Annotated in this window: 18 protein-coding genes and 1 pseudogene; 12 read left to right on the forward strand and 7 right to left on the reverse strand. The window is 65.5% G+C overall.

Annotation, left to right across the window (positions count from 1 at the left end):
- Positions 1–666 (forward strand): efflux transporter outer membrane subunit (locus tag A9Z05_RS19735; RefSeq protein WP_141723445.1); only part of this gene is annotated, 666 nt, incomplete at its 5' end.
- 136 nt (positions 667–802) lie between these two features.
- Here A9Z05_RS19735 and A9Z05_RS19740 read toward each other — a convergent pair.
- Together A9Z05_RS19740 and A9Z05_RS19745 are read right to left on the reverse strand one after the other, a co-directional pair.
- Positions 803–1516, reverse strand: coding sequence for a dienelactone hydrolase family protein (locus A9Z05_RS19740; protein ID WP_069619573.1), 714 nt, complete (start codon positions 1514–1516; stop codon positions 803–805).
- A gap of 276 nt (positions 1517–1792) precedes the next feature.
- The gene (locus A9Z05_RS19745) at positions 1793–2104 is read right to left on the reverse strand and encodes a DUF4148 domain-containing protein (RefSeq protein ID WP_069619574.1); all 312 of its coding nucleotides are present in this window, start codon (positions 2102–2104) and stop codon (positions 1793–1795) included.
- On the opposite strand from A9Z05_RS19745, the gene A9Z05_RS36295 reads away from it, so the two are divergent.
- Positions 2091–2270: a hypothetical protein gene (locus A9Z05_RS36295; RefSeq protein WP_124505065.1), complete on the forward strand. Its 180-nt coding sequence runs from the start codon at positions 2091–2093 to the stop codon at positions 2268–2270. The genes A9Z05_RS19745 and A9Z05_RS36295 overlap by 14 nt on opposite strands.
- A gap of 126 nt (positions 2271–2396) precedes the next feature.
- On the opposite strand, the gene A9Z05_RS19750 is transcribed toward A9Z05_RS36295, so the two are convergent.
- On the reverse strand, positions 2397–3362 hold the full coding sequence (locus tag A9Z05_RS19750) for a GlxA family transcriptional regulator (RefSeq protein ID WP_069619575.1): 966 nt from the start codon (positions 3360–3362) through the stop codon (positions 2397–2399).
- A gap of 173 nt (positions 3363–3535) precedes the next feature.
- Between A9Z05_RS19750 and A9Z05_RS19755 the strand changes: the two genes are divergently transcribed.
- From A9Z05_RS19755 to A9Z05_RS19765, 3 genes are all read left to right on the forward strand, one after another.
- The gene (locus A9Z05_RS19755; RefSeq protein ID WP_069619576.1) at positions 3536–4177 is read left to right on the forward strand and encodes an HD domain-containing protein; all 642 of its coding nucleotides are present in this window, start codon (positions 3536–3538) and stop codon (positions 4175–4177) included.
- Between the two features lie 299 nt (positions 4178–4476).
- On the forward strand, positions 4477–4932 hold the full coding sequence (locus A9Z05_RS19760; RefSeq protein WP_050018210.1) for an antitoxin Xre/MbcA/ParS toxin-binding domain-containing protein: 456 nt from the start codon (positions 4477–4479) through the stop codon (positions 4930–4932).
- Entirely contained in the window at positions 4929–5408 is a 480-nt protein-coding gene (locus tag A9Z05_RS19765) for an RES family NAD+ phosphorylase (protein ID WP_069619577.1), read from the forward strand. Before A9Z05_RS19760 ends, A9Z05_RS19765 begins: the two co-directional genes overlap by 4 nt.
- 38 nt (positions 5409–5446) lie before the next feature.
- On the opposite strand, the gene A9Z05_RS19770 is transcribed toward A9Z05_RS19765, so the two are convergent.
- From A9Z05_RS19770 to A9Z05_RS19785, 4 genes and pseudogenes are all read right to left on the reverse strand, one after another.
- Positions 5447–6382, reverse strand: a complete 936-nt coding sequence (locus A9Z05_RS19770; protein ID WP_069619578.1) for a tyrosine-type recombinase/integrase — start codon at positions 6380–6382, stop codon at positions 5447–5449.
- Between the two features lie 85 nt (positions 6383–6467).
- Positions 6468–6649 (reverse strand): annotated as a pseudogene (locus A9Z05_RS19775) (DUF2165 family protein); the annotation flags it as partial.
- 51 nt (positions 6650–6700) lie between these two features.
- Positions 6701–8056 (reverse strand): uracil-xanthine permease family protein, encoded by a 1356-nt coding sequence (locus A9Z05_RS19780; protein WP_069619579.1) that lies wholly within the window; start codon positions 8054–8056, stop codon positions 6701–6703.
- A gap of 58 nt (positions 8057–8114) precedes the next feature.
- Positions 8115–9239 carry an aryl-sulfate sulfotransferase gene (locus tag A9Z05_RS19785; RefSeq protein ID WP_069619580.1) on the reverse strand — a complete coding sequence of 375 codons (1125 nt, stop codon included), beginning with the start codon at positions 9237–9239 and terminating at the stop codon, positions 8115–8117.
- A 101-nt stretch (positions 9240–9340) separates the two neighbouring features.
- Here A9Z05_RS19785 and A9Z05_RS19790 point away from each other — a divergent pair, with 101 nt between their 5' ends.
- From A9Z05_RS19790 to A9Z05_RS19820, 7 genes are all read left to right on the forward strand, one after another.
- Positions 9341–10297, forward strand: a complete 957-nt coding sequence (locus A9Z05_RS19790; RefSeq protein WP_069619581.1) for a LysR family transcriptional regulator — start codon at positions 9341–9343, stop codon at positions 10295–10297.
- 208 nt (positions 10298–10505) lie between these two features.
- Positions 10506–12491: a gamma-glutamyltransferase family protein gene (locus tag A9Z05_RS19795; protein WP_069619582.1), complete on the forward strand. Its 1986-nt coding sequence runs from the start codon at positions 10506–10508 to the stop codon at positions 12489–12491.
- Between the two features lie 372 nt (positions 12492–12863).
- A complete protein-coding gene (locus A9Z05_RS19800; RefSeq protein WP_069619583.1) occupies positions 12864–13406 on the forward strand; it encodes a hypothetical protein in 543 nt (180 codons plus the stop codon).
- 1073 nt (positions 13407–14479) lie between these two features.
- Positions 14480–15634 (forward strand): ornithine cyclodeaminase family protein, encoded by a 1155-nt coding sequence (locus A9Z05_RS19805; RefSeq protein WP_256122034.1) that lies wholly within the window; start codon positions 14480–14482, stop codon positions 15632–15634.
- Positions 15628–17013, forward strand: a complete 1386-nt coding sequence (locus A9Z05_RS19810; RefSeq protein ID WP_069619585.1) for an alanine racemase — start codon at positions 15628–15630, stop codon at positions 17011–17013. The genes A9Z05_RS19805 and A9Z05_RS19810 overlap by 7 nt, the downstream gene beginning before the upstream one ends.
- Positions 16965–18053, forward strand: coding sequence for a cysteine synthase family protein (locus A9Z05_RS19815; RefSeq protein ID WP_256122035.1), 1089 nt, complete (start codon positions 16965–16967; stop codon positions 18051–18053). Before A9Z05_RS19810 ends, A9Z05_RS19815 begins: the two co-directional genes overlap by 49 nt.
- Positions 18054–18094: 41 nt before the next feature.
- The gene (locus A9Z05_RS19820) at positions 18095–19426 is read left to right on the forward strand and encodes an MATE family efflux transporter (protein ID WP_256122036.1); all 1332 of its coding nucleotides are present in this window, start codon (positions 18095–18097) and stop codon (positions 19424–19426) included.
- Positions 19427–19779: the final 353 nt, after the last annotated feature.

Consider the following 19779-nt stretch of genomic DNA (forward strand, 5'->3'; position numbering starts at 1 on the left):
GCGCAGAACCTGCTGACGGACGTGCCGGCTGGCCTGCCGTCGGACTTGCTCACGCGTCGTCCGGACGTGATGCAGGCCGAGCAGACGCTGCTGGCCGCGAACGCGAACATCGGCGCGGCGCGTGCGGCATTCTTCCCGAAGATCTCGCTGACAGCCGCGTTCGGCACCGCGAGCCCGACGCTGGGCGGCCTGTTCAAGGCCGGCACGGCGGCGTGGTCGTTCGCGCCGAACATCGCACTGCCGATCTTCGAGGGCGGGCAGAACATCGCGAACCTGGATCTCGCGAACGTGCAGAAGCGCATCGAGATCGCGAACTACGAGAAGGCGATCCAGTCGGCGTTCCGCGAAGTGTCGGACGGGCTTGCCGCACGCGGCACGTACGATCAGCAGATCGCGGCGCTGGAGCGCAACGAGCACGCGCAGCAGCGTCGCTTCGATCTGTCCGACCTGCGTTACAAGAACGGTGTGGACAGCTACCTGTCGGTGCTGACCGCGCAGACGGATCTGTACTCCGCACAGCAGTCGCTGATCAGCGCGCGCCTGGCGCGCTGGACGAACCTGGTCGACTTGTACCGCGCGCTCGGCGGCGGCTGGATCCAGCGCGCGGGCGAAGCGCCGCGCGCGCCGGATGCACCGGTCGACTACCAGACGGCAACGAACGGGTAAGCACGACGCATGGCCGAAGCGAAGCGGCAGGCCGCGCCTGTCCACTGAACCGAAGGGAGGTGAAAACGAAAACGCCACGGACGCAAGTCCGTGGCGTTTTCCTTTGTACCGTCGCCGCGCGGGACGCGGCATTCCGTTACGCGTGCTTCGTCCAGAGCGTTCGGCCGAAGAACGTGAGCGTGCGGTCCCACGCCGTTTCCGACCACACCGGATCGAACTGCGTGCCGGCGATGCGGCCGGGGCCGACGGCCGTTTCGTTCGCAAACGCATGGTGCGCGAGATAGCGATGGAATTCGAAGCCGACCTTCGCATCGGTCAGCTTCTTTTCCAGTGCGTCGACCTGGTCGATCGTGAAGAACGCATCCTGCGTCGCCCAGTGACCCATCAGCGGCACCTTGAGCTTGGCCGGATCGATGTAGTCGAGCGGCGGCAGGCCATACCACGTGACGCCGGCGTCCGCGTCGGCGTACTGCAGCGACAGCAGCGTGAGGGCGCCGCCCATGCAGTAGCCCGTCACCGCGACCCGCGGCGCCAGCGTCTTCAGGTAGGCGACCGCGCCGGGAATGTCCTGCGACGCGGCGTCGCCGAAATCGAGGCCGGTCATCAGGTGGTGCGCTTCTTCCTCCTCGACCGTCGACTTGCCGCGATACAGGTCGGGCACGAGCGCGAAGTAGCCGCAGCGCGCGAGACGATCCGCGACGCCGCGAATCTGGTCGTTCAGCCCCCACCATTCCTGGATGACGACGACCGCGGGCGCGCCTTCGGTCCGTGCCGGCGTGGCGAGATAGCCCTGCAGTTCCTGGCCGTCCGGGCGGCGAAACGTGATCGTGGAACCGGATGTTTGAGACATGAAACCGCTCCTTTTCGAAAAATGCGCCGAGTGCGACATCGGGCCGGCCAGCGGGCGTCGTGATGCCGCCCGCGTTCGTGCTGGCCGACGCCGACCACGCGGCCATTCTATGCGCAAACACCGGACGCTTGCGTGAACGACGCCGCGCGGCACGCGAGCAACGAAAGGAGCGGACAACCGGAAAACGAACACCCCGCCCCGATGAACGGGAGCGGGGTGTCGCGTCTACGACGGGCGTATCCGGAATACGCCGGAAATACGCTGGCGTATTCCGGTTTACTGACCGAAGTAGATCGAGTTGCGGCCTTCCTGCTTGACTGCGACCGCGCGGCCGGCACGCGCGCCGGCGGCTGCTTGCGCGCCGTAGCCGGCCTCATCGGCGTTCGTCACGCGGGCCTGTGCGGCTTGCAGCGCACGCGGGTAATACTGATCGGAGACTTCGGGCTTGTAGCCGGCCTGTTCGAGCTGGACGAGTTCCGCACGCACCTGGGCACGCGTAAGCTGGCCCGACGGATTCGATTGCGCGAATGCGCCGTACGACGCGGACAATGCGGTTGCGGCGACGACAGCAGTGATGAACGACTTCATGGTGACCTCCGGTTCTGTTGATTTCGCGCTTCGCTCGTTGCGTTCAGCGGTCGATTGCATCGTAACGATCGCGTTACCGGTCGGAAATACGCATTGCAGCGAATCATTATTGCAACTGGGTAAACGATTCGCGCAGCGCGCAATTTCATCTGATGATTGCCGGTGAGCCGGAGGAGGGGAAGGCGCGATGGGGGCGATCGACGCGGAACGAGCGGGTCGAACCATTGAATCGTATTCCGAAGTATTTTCGCGAGGCCGTCGGCGTCACTCATTCGGCGCCGCGCGTTCCCTCTCACGCAGCCAGGGTCGTCTGCCGTTTCCGATATTCGGCCGGCGTGATGCCGACATGCCGGGTGAACGCCCGCCTGAGCGTATCGACGTTTGCGAAGCCGCATTTCGCGGCGACCTGCTTCGGGGTGTCATGGCCGTTCTCGAGCAACTGGCGGGCGGCAGAGATGCGGGTCGCTTCGACCCACGCGGCCGGCGTCATGCCGACTTCCGCGCGGAACAGCCGCGCGAAATGGCGTGGGCTCATGCCGGCATGCTTGGCCATCTCGGCCACCGAATGTTCGAGTTCCGGATGGGCCGCGACCCAGCGCTGGACTTCCTGCAGCACCGAACGTCCGGCGGGGCGGGCTTCGCCCTTGCGGCTGAACTGGAGCTGCCCGCCCGGACGCTTGAAAAACATCACCAGTTGCGCGGCGACGCGCCGCGCGATCTCGCGGCCGAGATCTTCCTCGACCAGCGCGAGCGCGAGATCGAGCCCGGCCGTGACGCCCGCGCCGGTGCGCAGCTTGCCGTCGCGCACGTACAGCGCGTCGGCGTCCACGACGAGCGACGGATAGGCTTCGCCGAGTGCATCGGCGGCGGCCCAGTGCGTGGTGAGGTGACGTCCTTTCAGCAGGCCCGTGGCGGCGAGGATGAATGCCCCGGTGCAGATCGACCCGTAGCGTCGGCTCTGCACCGCCGCCGCGCGCAACCACGCGAGGACGTCGGTGCGCAGCGCGATTTGGCAGGCGTTCGGCGCGCCGGCGACCAGCAGCGTGTCGATGCGCTCGGGGATGTCGGGGGCGATCCAGTCGGGCAGCAACCGTGCGCCGGACGAGCTGCGGATCGCACCGGCCCCGCTCGCGATGACCCGCGACGCATAGTACGGCTTCCCGCATTCGACGTTCGCTTGCGCGAACACGTCGAGCGGTGCGGAGACATCGAGCAGCTGAACGCCCGGAACGGCAAAAATACCCACGACCTTCGGCATGATCGGTTGCGTGTCGTATCGAACGTGATGCGCAGCAGTATAGGGGCGCTTTCTTCACCGTGCCGGCACTGTGTCCGTTCGTCGCGCGAAATGGCAGGATTCGTCGTAACCAGCCTATTTGAGACACCTGTCGGACCCCGGAGAATCGAGCGTGTCTTCCATGGAGGTCGATCATGACTGTGAACGTTGCCGGCATCACCCTTCCCGATACTCGACTGACGCGCGAGATCACCGAACTCGTGCGCGATACCGAATCCGAACTGCTGTTCCATCACTCGAGTCGCGTGTTCTATTTCGCGGCACTGGCAGGCCGACGCCGCGGGCTCGAGTACGACCCCGAGCTGCTCTATTGCGGCTGCATGTTCCATGACATGGGATTGACGCACCGGCACAGCAGCGCATGCGAGCGCTTCGAAGTGGACGGTGCCAATGCCGCCCGCGATTTTCTGAAGGCGAAGGGGATCTCGCAACAGGACATCGATGTCGTATGGACCTCGATCGCACTGCATACCACGCCCGGCATTCCGCAGCACATGCATCCGGTCGTCGCGCTGGTCACGGCGGGCGTCGAGATGGACGTACTGGGCCTCGCTTACCCGGAATACAGCGACATCGAGCGGGAAGCGGTCGTGCGCGCGCATCCGCGCACGCCGCATTTCAAGGAAGACATCATTCAGGCGTTCTACGACGGCATCAAGCACAAGCCCGGCACGACGTTCGGCAACGTGAAGGCCGACGTGCTCGCGGACAAGGATCCGCATTTCCATGCGGGCAACTTCTGCAGCGTGATCCGGTCGTCCGCATGGGCCGGCTGACCCTGGACGATCGGCTGCGCATCAGCCGCCGGTGATCGTCTACCCGGCGTACAGGAGGGGAAAAGAGGCGATTTCCTTGACTTGCGTATTACCGTTGGAAAATTGTTACGTGACAACTTCAGGTCATAGCGAACAGGATTTTATATACTGAATTTTTGTACCCCCTCACCGGAGGCGAATCTCCGATTCGCGCACCTCGAATACCGGTCTGTCAGCCCAATGGGTAAAGCCCGCCGCTCAACAGTCCGTATCTCGCCGGCAAAACGCCTATAATGGTGGGGCAAATTGCCGGAGAGGTCATGAGCACCATCGCTTTTCATCCTTCAGGCGTCGCGCACCCGCGTCAGGCCGAATTCACGATTCTCGAGCAGCTGCTGGCGATCCGCGTCCGCTCGGGCGCCGACCTGGCCGAGCTGGCGAGCGCGCGCGTCGACGTGTCGGTGATCGACCGGTTGTCGGAGCGCGGGCTGAAATCGGACGAGCTGGCCTTCATCATTCCGCGCCGCACGTTGAGTCATCGTCGGCAGGCGCACGAACGCCTGTCGCCGGAAGAGTCGGACAAGGCGATCCGTCTCGCGCGCATCGTCGCGCAGGCGGCGGCCACGTTCGGCGATCAGGACAAGGCGATGGCGTGGCTGCGCAACGGGCTCCAGCGCTTCGGCGGCCGCACGTCGCTCGACATGGCGAGCACCGAGCATGGTGCGCGGCTCGTCGAAGAGGCCCTCACGCAGATCGACGAGGGGTACTTCGCTTGACGACGCTGTGGCGGATCAGCAATTACGCCGATCTGAAAGGCATCGGCGGGTTGCGGGCCGGCGGGCGCTGGCATTTCGCCGGGCAGCCCGTCGTGTATCTCGCCGAGCATCCGGCGCTCGCGCTGCTCGAGACGCTGGTTCATTTCGAAATCGCCACCGTCGGCCAATTGCCGAGCGGATATCAATTGCTGCGTATCGAGGCGCCCGATTCGGTGGACGTCGCCGAAATCGCGGAAGGCGATGCGCCGGACGACTGGCGCACGAACGTCGACTGGACCCGTAGCGCGGGTACCGAGTGGCTGGACACGCAGCCGAGCGCGCTGCTGCGTGTGCCGAGCGTCGTCGTGCCGCACGCCCATAACTTCCTGTTGAACCCGCTGCATCCGGCCGCGTCCGACATCCGCATCGCGGAAGTGATGCAATCCCCGTACGACACGCGGATTCTCCGGCTGGTCCAGCCGAAGCCGGGCGAATAGCGCACCGGAGGAACGCGGTTCGCGCCGGCGGCGCGCGATCACCGCTCGCGGGCAGCGCGATCCGCGGCTGCATCGGGCGGCAGCGTTTGCCGAATGCGCGTGACCGTTCGCAGGCTGGCGAGACCGAGCATCGCCGTGACATCGGCATGCGCATGGCCGGCGAGCAACTGGCGGCGCGCATACGTATTGCGCAGCACGCGCGGGCTCATGTCCGCTGCGTGAAAGCCGATCGCGTTCAGCGCATCGCGCACCACGAGCAGCAGGAACATGTCGTTCATTGCGCCCCCGCGTGGCGCGGGAAACAGCCGCGTCGAAGGCGGCACGTCGGTCGAGCGCCCACGCCATGCGGCGAGCGGCGCCACCGCGAATGCGGCGAGCGCGATCCGGCGCGCCGGCCGCGCGCGATTGCGCGGCACCGACAACACCGCTGGCCGCGCGTCGAGATCGAGTGCGTCGCCTGTCGTTGCGCGAATCTCGGCCGACGTGATGCCGCTCGCGAGCAGTAGCGCGACGATCGCGCGATTCCGGCAGTCGGCGGGCGTGTCATTCGCCAGAGGCTGCACATGGCGCTGCAGCGCCGCGTCGGCATCGGGCGGCAGGTAGCACGGCTCGGGCTCGCCGTCCGGCCAGGCGAGATCGTGTGTCGATCGGCCGGCTGGATGACTCGTCCGCACACCGGCGTCGACCAGATGCCGGCCGAGCCGGTCGATCAGCTTCGCATAGCGCACGCGCGTCGACGTGCCGGGCGCGCAAGTACGGTCGAGTTCCGCGAGGAAGGCCGCAACGTGGTCGGGCCCGAACGTCGCGAGCGACACGTGCCGTGCGCTCAGGTGACGCAGGAATCGCTCGAACATCGCGACGTGCTGGACGATCGAACGCGGCGCGAACGGCCGGCGGCCGGCGCCGGTCGCGGCGGTTTCCTGCCAGGCGCGAAACGCGCCGACGGGGTCGTGAATCCAGCGATTCGTGTCCATCCCCGTTTTATAGCCGGACACGGTGACGCCGGCAATCGTCCCGACGGCCGGTCGGCCGGCACGCGACGAAGCAGGTGCGTCGGGGCGCGGCACGCATGTCGTCGACGCCGTCGTCGTTCATCGTCAGGTGGACGAGCACGCGCAGCAGCGTGATGAAGAAGCGGAACACGGGCGGCACGCCGTTCCATCGCTTCGACATCCATATCCGAACCGTTCGCCGCCGACCGACATGAAGGCGGCCTGCCACGTGAGGAAACCGCGCGTCAGTCACGACCGCAGGCGTCGTCAAGCGCGGGCAGCGTGCACGTGCGGCTGCGGTTACGCGTCGCGCGAAGGCGCCGCAGCCGCGCTCGCATGTGCTTGCCCGCCCAGCCGTGCGAGCGCGGCGAACGCCAGTTGCGTCGCGATCGCCGCGAGCGTGCCGGCCGCCATGCCGTTGCCGAGCACGATCTGCACGGGCGCGCCGAAATGACGATACAGGTTCGGCACCAGGATCGGCGCGAGGCCGACGACCAGTGCGGCTGCGAGCGTGTACTGGTTCGCGCGCGCGTGCAGGTCGATGCTCGCGAGCAGCCGGATGCCCATCACGCCGATCATCGCGAACACGACCAGCGCGGTGCCGCCGACCACGGCGGCCGGGATCGCGTACGCGAGCCGCGCAAGCGGCGCGAACAGCGCGATGACGATCAGCATTGCGCCGGCGGCGGCCGTCACGTAGCGCGAGCGTACGCCGGTCGTCTGCACGACGCCGATGTTCTCGGCGCTGGTCACGATCAACGGCGTGCCGAACAGCGCGCCGGCCAGCGAGGCGAGCGCGTCGCCGCGTATCGTCTTCGGCACGTCGCGCCGGAGCGAAATCGGCTTGCCGCACGTTTCGCCGACGGCGACCGTCTGCGCGGTGGCCTCCGCCATCGAGATCGCGGTGAAAATCAGCAGCGGCAGCGCAGCCAGCACGTCGAAACGCGGCATCCCGAACGGGAGCCACACCGGATGCGTGAACAGCGGCCCGTGCCACACGTCGGCGAGCGCGGGCATCGCGCCGAGCGACCAGCCGAGCGTCGCGCCGGCCGTCAGCCCGATCAGCACCGCGAGGCGCCCGGCCGTGCCGCGGAATGCGCCCGCGACGACGACGGTGGCGACGATCGTCGCGAGTGCGAGACCGAGCGCGCGCGGCTGCGCGAAGTCGGCCGAACCGGGCTGGCCGACGACGATCGTCGCGTAGATCCGGATCAGGTTGATCGACACGAGCAACAGCATCGCGCCGACGACGATGCGCGGAAAGAGCCGCAGGCAGCGCGTGAAGACGGGCAGCAGCACCCAGTAGAACGCGCTGGCGAGCAGCGCCGCGCCGGCCGCGGTCGGCAGGCCCGATTGCGCGGCGATGCCGGCGAACAGCATCGTCGGTGCGCCGCCGGGCACCATCACGAACGGCATGCGCGCGCCGATCGGGCCGGCGCCGAGCGATTGCAGCAGCGTGCCGATGCCGCACGCGAAGAACGTCGCGCCGATCAACTGAACCGTCAGGTCGGCCGGCAACACGAGCACCTTCGCGATCAGGAAGACGGCCGTGATCGGCGATGCGGCCATCGACAGCACGTGCTGCAGCCCGAACAGCGCGAGCTGCCACGCGGGGAGGCGGGCATCGACGGGTGCGGAGATCGGATCGTGCGACACGGCAGACTCCTCGGAAACGAACGGCGACGATGGCCGGAAACCGGCGGTGAACGAAAGCTCAGGTCCGTAGCCACGGCAATTGCGCGGCGCTGTAGCGGAACGTCTGGAACACGCTGTTCAGCTGTCCGGGGCCGGTCTTGCGCGCCGCTTCGTCCGGGTATTCGGCGAACCACGGGATCACGTATTCCCAGACGACCTCGCCGGCCGGCGTCACTTCGAACAGCCGGCCCGTCGACGATTCGGTGATGTGCGTGTTGCCGTTCGGCAAGCGCTGCGCGTTGCCCATGAACGGCGTGTAGAACAGGTTCACGACGTCGTCCGCATACGACCACACGACGCGCTGCGTCGCCGGATCGATTTCCACGACGCGCGAGAACGCGACGTGCGCGCCATGGCGGAAATTGCCGTTGTCGAACGCGAGGATGTTGCCGTTCGGAAGCGGTGCCGGCGCATGCTGGTGCGACACGACGCCGGGCCCGATGTGCAGGTCGACGCGGCCGGTTGCGCGGTGCACGCCGATGATGCCCGACGTCGTGCGCAGGCTCATCAGCACGCGGCCGTTCGCATCGACCGCGAGGCCGTTGACGAGCGGCCAGTGATAGCGGCCGAAGCCTGCCGCGATCGGAAAATCCTCGGGCCGCAGATGGTCGCGTGCGTGCCATTCCCAGACAATCCGGCCGGCGCGGTTCACTTCGCGGATCACGTCCGCGAACATCACCTCGTCGTCGCCATGCGCGGTGCCGCCCGGCACGCGCCGCGCGAACGCCGCGTCGACCGGCTCGCACGCGGCGTACAGCAGGTTGCCGTTCGGCAGCCACTGCGCGTCGTGGTGATGCGCGGGATCCTCGTAGCGCCACACGGTGTCGCCTTGCGGCGTGACCTCGTAGAAGTCGCCGCCGTGCCACATCGACCATGGTGCGTAGCGTGATTCGGAGTGCGGATGATTGCCGTTGTAGCCGAGGTTGCCGTTCGCGAGGATGACCGCGTGGCGGCCCGGGCGCACGGGCATCTTCCACTGGTGGACGACTGCGCCGTCGATGCCGACGAGATAGACGTTGCCGTCGCCGGTCTGCGGCGCGATGAGCGTATAGCCGCCCGCGGACAACGCGGGATCGTGGGCAATGAGGCCGACGCCGCGGCGGCGCTGGGTAATCTGGTCGACGGTCGTCACTGCGGTCTCCATTCGAATCGGATACGGGGATGCAGCGGAATCTAGACGATTCGCCCGGTCGGTAAAATCGGATTATTCTTGACGGCCTGTTCGGAAAAATCTAACGGATCATCATGCGTTCGATATCGCAGACATTCCGCTGTTTCGACGAAGTCGCGCGGCGCGGCTCGATTCGCAAGGCGGCGGATGCGCTGCACCTGACCGCCGCGGCAGTGCACCAGCAGATCCGCAATCTCGAGGAGCAGGTGGGCGTGCCGCTGTTCGACCGGCTGCCGCGCGGCATGCAGCTGACGCTCGCCGGCGAGATCGTGATCGCGGCCGTGCGGCGCGGCCAGCGCGATTTCGACAACGCGCTGACGCAGGTCGAGGACCTGCGCGCGCTGCGGCGCGGGCACGTGAATCTCGCGGTGCCCGCCTCGACGGCGGAAAAGCTCGTGCCCGACGCGATCCTCGCGGCGATGCAGCACTATCCCGGCGTCACGTACAGCGTGCGCTGCGGAAACGGCGAGCGCATCGTGCGCTGGGTCGAGACGGGCGAGGTCGACATCGGTTACGCGCTGCGCCGGCGTACCGCGGCGGGCGTCGTCGAGGTGCGCGCGTTCGCGCAGCCGCTGGGTGTCGTCACGGCGCCCGGCCATCCGCTCACGTCGACGGGCGGCAAGGTGCGGATGCGCGACTGCTTCGCGCATCCGCTGATCCTGATGACGCCCGACACGGAGCTGCGCGCGATGTTCGACCAGATCGATGCTCGGCAGCCGCGCAGCGTGCGGCCGCTGGTCGAAACCGGCTCGGTGTCGATGGTGCGGCGTCTCGTGGCCGAAGGCGCTGGCATCGGCTTCCTGATCGCGGAAAACGTCGCGGACGACGTAGCCGCCGGCCGGCTCGCGTGGACGCCGCTGGCCGATGCGGGCGCGCGCTCGTTCAGTTGCATCTACCAGCGGGCGGACACGAGCGCGACGGTCGCGATGACGATGTTTCTCGCATTCTTTTCCGAGGCGATCGACGCGATGGAGCACGGTTTCGCGCGCGGCGGCCGGGCGGCCGGCACGCGTCGCCGGGCGACAAGGTAACGACGTCACGATACGCCCATGCGCTGCAATGCGGCAGATAAAACCGCATGCCGGTTCGGTGACGTTGCGTACACAACGTCCGGTTGCACGACGTCATTTCCTGATTGCGAAAAAAATTCCGTTCATGGGACTATCGAACGGGTCGCCCGCGCACCGAGGGGCGCGGGCGACAGGATGCCCATCGCAACGACCCGCACATTGGCAGACAATGAACAGAACAGCGATTTTTCCGTATGCGTCCGCGTTGCTCGCGGCTGCGTTGTTGACCGCATGCGGCGGCGACGTCGAGAACGAGGCGGGCCGCACGACCGCACCTTCCACCGATACGAGTTGTCTCGCGGTCGACAACAGCGGCGTGACGGTCGTGGTGGGCTCGAACCAGCCGGGCGACCCGTCGCTGCCGGAAGCGTCGTCGGGCTATCGCACCGGGATGAAGTCCGTCTATGCGAAAAGGTACCTGGTGGCCACGTCGAACGCGTACGCGAGCGCAGCCGGTTGCGCGGTGCTGAAGAAGGGCGGCACAGCGGCCGACGCGGCGGTCGCCGTGCAGGCCGTGCTGGGCCTGACGGTGCCGGAGGCGACGGGCCTCGGGTCGGGCGGCGTGCTGCTCTACTACGACGCGCGAGGCAAGACGCTGCAGGCGTACGACGGCCGAGAAACCGCGCCGGCCGCCGCGACGGAGAACTATCTGCGCTATGTCGATGACGCCACCGATCATTCGGCGCCGCTGCCGAACGCGCGCGCGAGCGGCCGCTCGATCGGCACGATCGGCGTGCCGCGGCTCGTCGAGGCACTGCAACAGGATCATGGCCGCTTGCCGTGGCAGAGCCTGTTCGGCGACGCGATCACGCTCGCGACCAACGGTTTTCCGATCGGCGGCCGGCTGGCCGACGCGATCGCGGCGAATGCCGCGAACCTGAAGCGCGACCCCGAAGCCGCCGCGTATTTCCTGAACGCCGACGGTTCGCCGAAACCGCTCGGCACCGTACTGAAGAATCCGGCCTACGCGCGCACGCTGTCGCTGATGGCGCAGTCGGGCGCGAATGCGCTGTACACGGGGCAGATCGCGCAGGACATCGTCGCGAAGATCGCGGTGACGAAGGGCGCGGACGGCTCGACGCTCACGCCGGGCAAGACGACCGTCGCCGATCTGGCCGCGTATCAGGCGAAGCGCCGCGAACCGGTGTGCACGACCTATCGCAGCTACTGGGTCTGCGGGATGCCGCCGCCGTCGTCGGGCGGCATCGCGGTCGCATCCGCGCTCGGCATTCTAGAGAATTACGACTTGAAGTCGTTGAAGCCGACGGCGATCGATCTCGAGGGCGGCAAGCCGACCGTCGCGGGTGTCCACCTCGTCACCGAGGCCGAGCGGCTCGCGTATGCCGACCGCGACAAGTACGTGGCCGATACCGATTTCGTGCCGCTGCCGGGCGGCACGTGGGACACGCTGCTGAACAAACCGTACCTGAAATCGCGCGCGTCGCTGATCGACACGACCAAAAGCATGGGCACCGCGCAGCCCGGCAATCTCGGTGCGGTGCCGCTCGGCGTCGACACGACGCTGATCGAGCACGGCACGAATCAGTTCACGATCGTGGACGGCGACGGCAACGTGCTGAGCGCGACGACGACGGTCGAGTCGAGCATGGGCTCGTTTCACATGACCAACGGCTTCCTGCTGAACAACCAGCTGACCGACTTTTCCGCGAACCCGCTCGACGCGTCCGGCAATCCGGTGGCGAACCGCCTGCAGCCGAGCAAGCGGCCGCGCAGCTCGATGGCGCCGACGATCGTGTTCGGGCAGGCCACCGACGGCTCGCGCGGCGACTTCGTGATGGCGACCGGTTCGCCGGGCGGCGGCACGATTCCGCAATACGTGGTCAAGACGCTGATCGGCGCGCTCGACTGGGGGCTCGACGCGCAGCAGTCGGCGGGCCTCGTCGACTTCGGCGCGAGCAACAGCCCGACGACCACGATCGGCGGCGAGCATCCGAACGTCAACACGGCGAACAACGGTGCGAACGATCCGCTGATCACGGGGCTGCTCGCGCTCGGGCACAAGGTGTCGACGTCCGCGCAGGCGAGCGGCGTCAACACGGTGATGCGCGTGACGGTCGGCCAGTCGCCGGCGTTGCAGGGCGGCACCGATCCGCGTCGCGAAGGCGTCGTGCTCGGCGATACGTTCCGGCCGTAACCGGGCGGAATGCGAACGGCCCCGGTCCGCTTGCTGGCGGCCGGGGCTGTGCATCATGACGAGGCCGCATCGACGGCCGCGCAAATCGCATCCTTCGGAATGCAGATGGAAGCGGCCGGCATGAAGCGCGCCTGCCGGCCCAAGCTGCACCCGTCAGTCGTCAAATACAGTGGCCACCCGCCGCAAACCTCCGATTGTCAAACAGTGTGAGTCAATCGTCAGCATTTGCAACGGAAGTAACAGTCCCCGCAATTCAGTCGTTTTGCTCGCCGGCGCCGCTACATTAGCTCCACCTGCCGCATGTCGCGGCGAGGCATGCGGCAAGCCGCAAGCACGCGGTCCGCAGCAACAACGTCTTTGGGGAGAATGACCATGAACAAGATCCGTACGATTCTGCTGGGTGCTGCTCTGACGGCGATGGCGACGTCGGCTGCATTTGCACAGACGGCCCAGACCGGCGCCCAGGGTTCCGCAGGCGTCGGCGCGCAGGTCCAGACGCCGCTGCTCGGCGGCGGCGTGGGCGTGCAGGCTGGTGCCGGCGCGAATGCGGCAGGCTCGGGTTCGGGCGCGGGCAATGCCGTCGGCGGCGCGCTGAACGGCGTCGGCCAGACGGTCGGCGGCGTGGGTTCGGCAGCCGGGGCGGCGGTGGGTGGCGCGACGCAGGCGGTCGGTTCGGCGGCCGGCGCGACGAAGGATGCGGCGGCATCGGCCGTGCACGCGACGAAGTCGCACGTGAAGCACGTCGCCGCCTCGGCGAAGAGCCATGCCCACGGCGCGGTGTCGACCGCAGGCGACGTCGCGGGCGGCGCGAAGGCGAAGGCCGGCGAAGCGCTCGAAGGCGCGACGAATTCGGTGCAGGGTGGCGCGTCGGTCGGCGTGAAGGGCTCGGCGTCGACGCAAGGCGGCGCGCTGTAACAAGCAGCACGCATCCCGTCACGGCCCGACCCGCTTCGATGCGGGCCGGGTTTTTCTATTGAGGAGCGCGATACGTCGTGCGCGGCGCCTCATGTCGACGCCTCATGTCGAAACGCGGGAAAATGAATGTATCGATATTGATTCGGACCGCGAAGAATAATGAGCGTCGGGTCGACTGAACTTGACGCCAAAAAGAGACGATTGTCGGGCCGCAGGGGCAAGCTGGCGACTCGAAGGCAGCGCGGATGGAACGCATGGCGACCGCAGGCGGTTCCCCAAACCGCCGACTGCGTAGAGCCCGACACCGTCACGACATCTCCCCCGAACGTTTCGGCGGCCCCCCGATGCGGGACACTTTTTCTTCCTCAACCAGCGTATCGCTCAGGCGGTATTTTCGAGCAACGAGCCGAGCTTGATTCTCGATGCTGCCATCGAGCGGCTACCGGCCTCAAATTTCACTTTCACGATTCAATGGCGGTCGTCGTAAATGCATTTGAAATGATGAAATAAAGTATTTGCAAGGAAAGTGGAAGCTGGTTTATAAATACGAGCGATTTGTATTTTCTCTACCGGTCGTGACCATCGACGCTGACGGAATGCTCAAATGGTCGGGACACGGTTCGCTGCGCTTCATCATGCGCGCGCGTTGTCGCGCATGAATGCCGCCTGCCAAGCAGCCATGCCGACGTGAGGGAATCCCGTCGAAATTGCTGAACTCGTCAGCCCGTGCCTGGTAAATCTCGGGCGGAACACGGGTATTTTCGTTATCGAAATGCTGATTATCTGATCGGCATCAATTGCGAGTCATCTTGTGATTCTCGCTGGTATTAATGTGGCTTTTGTTAATCAATTTGATTCGGATTGCAAAATTACTGAGCCGTATGTAATGAAAAACGAAATGATGGCCGATCCCGTCTTTTGCCGCATGATCCGCATTTCGGAAGGAAATATTCCATGATCAATACGCTGCAGGACATGAAGCACCCGCATTAATTGAACGTGTTGCCAGCCTCCCGGCGCATCCGCCTTCATGTCGAGCGCGCGATTCGCAGAGGCAGCTCCGCCGAACAAGAATGTGCGATCTGGCGCGTCGGTGCCGGTCGCGGCACGTCAATGTTCAAGTCAACCTGCACGACGTATGTGGCAGGCCCGTTCGATACGTGAAATCCGGTGAGACACAAGTGAATACGATGATATCCACGATGGCAGATGGCGCTGAACCCGACGCGGACGTTCGACCGCGGCTCGCGACGCAACCCTCGAGACTCCTTGTGCTTGGCAAGCGCACGATCGATGAACTCGACTACGACCCGTCGATGGTGCTCGACGCTGTCGAACGGGCATACCTTGGCCTCGGTACCGGCGAATCCGACAATCCGCGCAAGCTGATGAGTCAACCAGCGGACAAGCATTCGGTCGCGTACTCGATGCTGGGTCGAGATGGTGGACGCAGAACGGTCGGTTTCAAGACGTCGTATAAGTTCGATCCGGAACATAACCGCGAACTGCAGAAGTACTACACGACGTTGTTGCTGTTCGACGACGAAACCGGCATGCCTGTCGCACTGATGGACGGCAGCCTTGTCGGGTCGCTGCGCACGCCGGCGGTGTCGGCTCTGCTCGCACGTGCGGCTGCGCCGCGGGCTCGAACGGCGCTCGTCGTCGGCACGGGGACGCAGGGGCGGATGGCGGCGCCGTTCCTGCTGACCGCGTTGCCGGACATCGAGCGCGTGATCGTACACGGCCACTATGAGTCGGGAATCGACGCCGTCCGCAAGACGTTGAAGCGCTTTCATCCGGGCCGTGACATCGAAGTATCGAAGGGTCTCGTCGCCTCCGCGAATGAAGCGGACATCGTACTCGGGGTGGCCGGCGCCGGTGTGTCGGAGACCGTGCGACACGCGGCGCTGAAGCCGGGCGCGCTCGCGCTTCTGGTCGGCTACGGAATTCACGCTGACGCGCTGCATGGCGCCGATTACCGCATCGCGACGAGCGAGGCCCAAATGCAAGTAACCGGTGCCGATCTCGTGGACGAAGCCGGAAAACTGCCTGCCGTCGATGCCGAGTTGCCGGACATACTGCTTGGCCGGAAGCCTGCGCGGCGCAACGATGCCGATATCGTTTACGCGTTCAACAGCGGCATGATCGTGACCGACATCGCGCTGGGGCGCGTGCTGGCCGATGCCGCGCTGACGAAAGGGCTCGGCCGGGAAGTCGAACTATGGTGACGGATATGCTCCGGTTGCCGGCGTTGTGGGATCCGCTACTGCGGGATTTCGTGGACGAACATCAAGCGATGATCCACGATCTTGTCCATGGCTTCGACGCACCCGTTCATTTCTTGTTTCCCGAGCGCTTCGCGCGCAATGTCGCCGAATTTCAGCGCGTACTGGACGATCGCCAAGTGTCCGGGCGCATTTACTACGCGAAGAAAGCGAACAAGGCGCGATGCTTCGCGCATGCGGCGGCAGCATCCGGGATCGGCGTCGACGTCGCGAGCACGGGCGAGTTCTCGGAAGCGTTGGCCGCGGGCGTGTGCGGAACCGATATCGGTGTATCCGGCCCGTCGAAGTCGAGCGCGCTGCTGCGGCTCGCGGTTTTGCACGATGCGTTGATCGCCATCGACAGCGAGGACGAACTCGATCGGCTGATCGCGATCTCGGCACAGGCGAAGCGGGTTGCACGCATTCTGTTGCGGATGGCGCCGGCGGCACGCAACGATAGCCGATTCGGTTTGAGTGCCGACGCACTTCGCGTTGCGCTATCGACCTGTGCCGCGATGCAGGCGTCGCTCGTCCTTGAAGGGTTCTCGTTCCATCTGTCCGGTTACAGCGCGACGGAGCGCTGCAATCAGGCCGCGACGGCGATGCGCGCGTGCCTGGCTGCGCGTGACCTCGGTCTTGCGCCGACCACGATCAATATCGGTGGCGGCTTCGCGATGTCGTACGCCAGCGAGCGCGACTGGCGCGCATTCCAGCTGGCGCACCGGGCGGACGATTACCACGCAAACAAGGTATTCGACGGATTCTATCCGTATCACTCGGCCTGCAGCGGCGCGCAGATGCTCGACGCGATTCTGGCTGGTACCCCTGATGCGGCGTCCTCCGCATCGCTCGCCGAACTACTTCGCGAGCACGGTCTGACGATCATGCTGGAACCGGGGCGTTCGCTGCTGGATCAGGCAGGGTTTACGGTGTTTGCCGTGCAAGGCTTGAAGGACTGCGGCGACTATGGCATCACGACCGTCAATGGCACGAGCTTCAGCGTGTCGGAGCAATGGTTCGCCAGTGAATTCCTGCCCGATCCGGAACTGCTGAGCGTCGTGCGCGAGCCGTCGCGATCGCCGCGCACGGGCATGCCTTATCGCGCCTGCGTCGGCGGGGCGAGTTGCCTCGACTCGGACATGCTGACCTGGCGCAAGATCGTATTCGGGCGGCGCCCGGAACCCGGCGATCTGCTGATCTACCCGAACACGGCCGGCTATCAGATGGATTCGAACGAATCTTCATTTCACGAGCTGCCGCTTCCCCCCAAGCTTGTCTTGACACTTGACGGCGCGTGGCCACGCTGGCGCGTCGATCGCTTCTTCCAGCTTTCGGGAGCCTGACCATGAATGTGCGTTTTATGGGTGAGCAAGCCACGATCACCGTGCCTGCGATCGTGTCGAAGGTATCGGATCTTGTCGGCCGCACGCCGTTGTTCGAATTGATTCGCGGCGCCAACGGCGCGCGCATCCTGCTTAAACTCGAATCGACGAATCCGACCGGCAGCGCCAAGATCCGGATGGCAAGGCAGATGCTCGACGAAGCCGAACAGGACGGCAGTCTGCGGCCGGCCGGACACGTGATCGAATCGACGTCCGGCAATACGGGCATGGGGCTGGCGCTGTTGTCGGCCGAGCGCGGCTATCGGTTTACCGCGATCGTGGACAGTCACGCGTCGAAAGACAAGCTGCGGGCGATGCAAGCGTTCGGCGCAAAGCTCGTCTGCGTGAGCGACGGCGACGCGATCGCGACGGCGGATCGCGACGCGCTGGCCAAGCGCATGGCAGCGGACGATCCGGACGGCATCTGGACGGAGCAGCACAACAATCCCGCGAACGGTAACGGCTATCGTGGGCTGGCACATGAACTGCGCGACGTGCTTGGCGACCGAATCGACTTCCTGGTGGGTTCGGTCGGCACCGGAGGCTCGCTGTTCGGCACTGCACGAGAACTGCTCGCGACAGGCCCGGCGCCGCGTGTCATTGGTGTCGAGCCGGTCGGCTCGATCGTCTTCGGCGGCGAAGGCGGATCGTACTATCAGTCCGGCACCGGAACGCCGCCTGGCGCCGAGATCGGCGCGTTGGTCGACTATGCGTTGCTCGACGAAGGCTACAAGGTGACGGACGCGGCCGCCTTCAATACGGCACGCTATATCGCACGCAAGAAGTCGCTGCTCGTCGGCGGCTCGGCGGGCAGCGTCATCTGGCACGCGTTGAAGATGTTCGATTCGCTGCCGGCGGGGGCGACGCTCGTGGTCCTGGTCTGTGACGGCGGGGAAAAATATCTCGACACGGTGTTCGACGACGACTGGATGCGAGCGCGAAACCTGCTCGACGAGTCGATTGCTCGGGAACTCGAATCGATATTTTCCCGCGCCGCATGAAACTTCATCGACAAGTCTGGCTCGATGCCACGCAAATCGGCGTGCTTGCCGCTCCCCTCATCCTTACGCAGCTCGCCCAGGTGGCGCTGACAACCACCGACATCGTCATGATGGGGATGCTTGGCCCGCGCGAAATCGCCGCCGGGGGGCTCGCGCTGACGATCTTCAACCAGTTCCGGACGATGGGAACCGGGCTGGTGACGGGAACGGGCAACCTCGTCGCGTTCGCGAACGGTCAACACGCGCATGCGGAAATCATGCGGCTGGTGCGCTCCGGCTTTGCGCTGTCGACGCTCGCGGCACTGGCGTTTGCATTGATGATGCTGTGTATCGAAATGCCGCTTGTCTGGCTCGGTCAGGATCCGGGCGTCGCACGCCAAGCATCGTTCTATCTTGCGGCGGCCGCACCCGGCATGTTGCCGTGTCTGTGGTTTCAGGTGCTTCGACAATATACCGTCGGACTCCGCAAGCCTGGGCCGCTATTGGCGATCACGATCGTATCGATCGTCGTCAACGCGGCGCTCGACTACGCGTTGATGTTCGGCCGGTTCGGATTTCCGAAGCTCGGCCTGGTCGGTATTGCGTGCGCAACCAGTGGCGTGTACCTGCTTTCCTTCATCGCGTTTCTGACGATCGCAAGGCGCCGGCCGGAACTGTCCGAACACTTGTCGCTTGCCGCCTGGCGCGCCGATGCCGATACGTTGGCGCGGACGTGGCGGATGGGTTTGCCGATCGCGGCAACCTATGGATCGGAGGCTGCGTTCTTCACCGTCCTCACGCTCGTGATCGGGACGCTCGGCGCCGATGCGCTGGCCGCACAGACGATCGTGAATCAGGTGATCTACATCGTGTTCATGATTTCGGTCGGTTTGTCTCACGCGTCGTCGATCAGCATCAGCCATGCGTGTGCGCAGCGCGACTATCGCGGTGCGCGCCGACTCGGCTATACGGGGCTCGCGCTAGGTGTCGTGACGATGCTGGTCGTTGCGCTGCCGTATCTCATTGCGCCCACCCGCGTGCTTGCGCCATTTCTCGACAACGGCGCGGCCGCGAGTGCCGAAGTTCTGCGCCTCGCCGGTGGGCTGCTGACGATCGCGGCGCTGCTGCAGATCTTCGATTGCAGCCAGAACATCGGCGTCGGCATTTTGCGGGGCCTCGGTGACGTAACGAGTTCGTTTCGGATATCGATCGTCGGATACTGGTTAATCGGTCTGCCGGTCGCCTGGGCGGCCGGTGTGCTGCTGGGATACGGCATCTACGGCATCTGGAGCGGACTCGCCATCGGGCTTGCGGCCACGGCGTCGATGTTGCTGCACAAATTCGAGGGCCACCTTCGCGCGATGACGAAACGGACGCAAGACGGACGTTCGTGAACGCGACGAAGTTTCCAACGCGCACACCGGTGCCAACCCGGCACCGGAATTCCCGAAATACCGGCCGGCATTGCATCGAACGCGGCACGCCCGCTCGTCTCGCCAGAGGCGGAATGCCGGCCGGATTCCCGACTGCCCGCACATGTTGTCGTTGATAGACGGCGACTTGTCTTTATCCGCTACCGTACCCGGTACGCGACATGGTGGTTGTGACCGCCTCATACGGCGTATTCCGCTCTTGGGAATGCACAAGCCGTGACGGTCATCGCTCATGACTGCGCTAATCGTATGCCGACAAGATGCGTCGGCGGAAAGTTGCGTCGTCAGTAAATTTTCCTAATTCGGCCGATCGA

Origin of the sequence: Burkholderia sp. A2 (assembly GCF_001729305.1) — a bacterium.
Taxonomy (GTDB): Bacteria; Pseudomonadota; Gammaproteobacteria; order Burkholderiales; family Burkholderiaceae; genus Burkholderia; species Burkholderia sola.